This window comes from Lentilactobacillus sp. (assembly GCF_040773105.1).
Classification (GTDB): Bacteria; Bacillota; Bacilli; order Lactobacillales; family Lactobacillaceae; genus Lentilactobacillus; species Lentilactobacillus parabuchneri.
In genome coordinates, this window is the sequence record NZ_JAXGWW010000214.1 from 1 (window position 1) to 3,628 (window position 3,628).

At 45.2% G+C, this 3,628-nt stretch carries 2 protein-coding genes and 1 pseudogene; all 3 read left to right on the forward strand.

The genetic code is table 11. The features are described from left to right. A pseudogene (gene dnaK, locus AB3112_RS09555) lies at positions 1-1,514 on the forward strand (molecular chaperone DnaK); the annotation flags it as partial. A gap of 109 nt (positions 1,515-1,623) precedes the next feature. After that, positions 1,624-2,769: a molecular chaperone DnaJ gene (dnaJ, locus tag AB3112_RS09560; RefSeq protein ID WP_084975520.1), complete on the forward strand. Its 1,146-nt coding sequence runs from the start codon at positions 1,624-1,626 to the stop codon at positions 2,767-2,769. Positions 2,770-2,945: 176 nt separating this feature from the next. Further along, a partial coding sequence (locus AB3112_RS09565) for a GTP-binding protein (RefSeq protein ID WP_367334378.1) occupies positions 2,946-3,628 on the forward strand: 683 nt, incomplete at its 3' end.

The following is a 3,628-nucleotide window of genomic DNA, read 5'->3' on the forward strand; positions in this document are numbered from 1 at the left end:
CTGCATACTTTAACTATTCATAACGTCATGCAAATAAAGATGCCGTTAAGATGTCTGGTTTAATCGTTAAGCGAATTATCATCGAACCAACCGCAGCTGCTTTGGCATTTGGCTTGGATAAGCAGGATAAAGACGAAAAGATTTTGGTCTACGATTTGGGTGGTGGAACGTTTGATGTTTCCATCCTTGAATTGGGTGACGGTGTTTTCCAAGTTCTGTCAACAAACGGTGATACCCACCTTGGTGGTGATGACTTTGACCAACGTGTCATTGATTGGTTAGTTGAAGGCTTCAAGAAGGAAAACGGCGTTGATTTGTCTAAAGACAAGATGGCGCTTCAACGTTTGAAGGATGCTGCCGAAAAGGCGAAGAAGGATTTGTCCGGTGTGACTGAATCAGAAATCAGTTTGCCATTTATTTCAGCAGGCGATAATGGGCCATTACATCTGCAAACTACTTTGACCCGTGCCAAATTCAATGAATTGACGGCTGACCTGGTTGCCAAGACCAAGACCCCGTTCGACAACGCATTGAAGGATGCTAAGTTAAGTACATCAGATATTGACCAAGTCATCTTAAATGGTGGTTCAACTCGAATTCCAGCTGTTCAAGAAGCTGTTAAATCATGGACCGGCAAGGAATCCAACCACTCAATCAACCCTGACGAAGCCGTTGCCTTGGGTGCTGCTGTTCAAGGTGGTGTGATTACTGGTGATGTGAAAGACGTTGTTTTACTTGATGTCACACCGCTTTCATTGGGTATCGAAACCATGGGTGGTGTCTTCACCAAGTTGATTGATCGTAACACAACGATTCCTACCAGTAAATCACAGGTTTTCTCAACTGCTGCCGATAATCAACCGGCCGTTGACATTCACGTTCTTCAAGGTGAACGTCCAATGGCTGCCGATGATAAAACGCTTGGTCAGTTCCAGTTGACTGACATTCCAGCAGCTCCTCGTGGGGTTCCTCAAATCGAAGTTAAATTCGATATTGACAAGAACGGGATTGTAAACGTTTCTGCCAAGGATAAAGGGACCGGTAAGGAACAAAAGATCACCATCAAGGATTCATCAGGCCTTTCAGATGATGAAATTCAAAAGATGATGAAGGAAGCTAAAGAAAACGAAGAAGCTGATAAGCAACGTAAGGAATCAGCTGATTTGAACAATGAAGTCGACCAATTGCTTTTCCAAACTGATAAGACGCTCAAAGATGTAAAGGGCAAAGTATCAGATGACGAAATCAAGAAGGCTGAAGACGCTCGTGATGCCCTTAAAAAGGCGAAGGAAGATAACAACGTTGATGACATGAAGGCCAAAAAAGACGATTTGAACAAGATTGTTCAAGATTTGGCAGTCAAGTTGTATCAACAACAGGCGCCTAAAGACGGCCAGGCTCAAGGCGATGCTGGAACCCAAGGTGGTTCAACCGATGGTAACGGCGACGGCAAGGGTGACGATGGTACCGTTGATGGTGACTTCCATGAAGTTCACGATGATGATAAAAAATAACGATTGATTAATATTTCTAATGAGAAGTCAAGGCCGACTGGCTTTGGCTTTTTGTTAAAATATGGTATATTATCATGGTTAAAGAATTGTATGAAGATGGGAGTTTCTAATGGCAGAAAAAGATTATTATAGCATTCTCGGAGTATCCAAAGACGCCAGCGATGATGAAATCAAACACGCCTATCGTAAACTTTCTAAGAAGTGGCATCCAGATATTAATAAGGCTCCCGATGCCGAGGCAAAATTTAAGGAAATTAACGAAGCATATGAAACGCTGAGTGATCCGCAAAAGCGGGCCAATTATGACCAGTATGGTTCAGCTGATGGCGCCGGTGCAGGCTTTGGCGGCGCTGGAGGTCAAGGTGGCTTTGGTAACTTTGATGGTGGTGGCGGCTTTGGATTTGATGACATATTTAGTCAATTCTTCGGTGGCGGCCAGCAACGCGCTGATCCATCCGCACCCAGACAGGGACGGGATCTTCAATATCAGATGACCCTTGAATTTGAAGAAGCCATTTTTGGCAAAAAGACTGAAATCAAATACAATCGTGAAGCTCAGTGTAAGACCTGTCACGGAACTGGTGCTAAGCCGGGGACGTCTCCGGTGACTTGTTCAAACTGTGGCGGCCGTGGCTATGTCGTGACTGAGACAAATACGCCACTTGGGCGGATGCAGTCACGTCAGACCTGCCCGGTTTGTCATGGAACTGGTAAAGAAATTAAAGAAAAGTGCCCAACCTGTGGTGGCCGCGGGAAGACTGACGAACGCCATACACTTGAAGTCAAAGTTCCTGCCGGAATTGATGATGGCCAACAAATGCGTCTGCAAGGACAAGGTGAAGCTGGTGATAACGGCGGTCCTTACGGTGATTTGTATATTGTCTTTAGAGTAAAGCCAAGTAAAGACTTCACTCGAGACGGATCAACCATTTACGTCAATCAGGATATTACTTTTGCCCGAGCAGCGCTTGGCGGTAAAATTCAGGTGAAAACCGTTCATGGAGACGTTGAATTAAAAGTCCCTGCCGGAACCCAGACTGGAACGACATTCCGTCTGAAAGGCAAGGGCGCACCAAGACTTCGTGGCAATGGAAATGGTGACGAACGTGTGACTGTTAACGTCGTGACACCAAAGACCCTGAACAAAGAGCAAAAAATTGCCCTTGAAGCATTCGCGAAGGCCAGCGGTGACAATATCGCCGGCAAGGGCGGCAGTAATTTTTTCGATAAAATGAAAGACGCTTTTGATAAGTAAGACACAGTAATCATGAAGCGAAGCAGGAGGCCAACTGGCGAAAATCGTCATGTTTGGCCTTTTTTGATAGCCCTGTGGGTTACGGTTACACTTGCCGGCCAATGAATCTTTAGATAAACTGGAAGGGCTGGTATAATTGAAACAATGAGTTAAACAAATGAAAGTGAGAATACAACATGGATTTAAACAAAATGAAGGACCATCAAAAATATATTCGCAATTTTTCCATCGTTGCTCACATTGACCATGGGAAATCGACCTTAGCCGATCGAATCCTGGAAATGACGGATACCGTTGCCAAACGTGATATGAAGGATCAACTTCTTGATAATATGGACTTGGAGCGGGAACGAGGAATTACGATCAAATTAAACGCCGTAGAATTGACTTATCACGCCAAAGACGGCCACGACTATGAATTCCACCTAATTGATACGCCAGGGCACGTGGACTTCTCCTATGAGGTCTCACGGAGTCTGGCGGCCTGTGAGGGGGCGGTGTTGGTTGTTGACGCCGCTCAAGGTGTTGAAGCTCAGACCTTGGCCAATGTTTATTTGGCCATCGACGATAATTTGGAAATCGTTCCGGTGATCAACAAAATTGATTTACCTTCAGCAGAACCCGAAAAGGTCCGAACTGAAATTGAAAACGTAATTGGTTTGGATGCGTCCGATGCCGTCTTGGCCAGTGCTAAAAAAGGCATTGGGATCCCTGAATTGCTTGAGCAGATCGTTCATAAGATTCCAGCTCCGAATGGGGATGTGAATGCACCGTTAAAAGCGCTGGTTTTTGATTCGGTATACGATGATTATCGTGGCGTTGTCCTCAGTGTTCGGCTGTTTGAAGGGACAGTTCAACC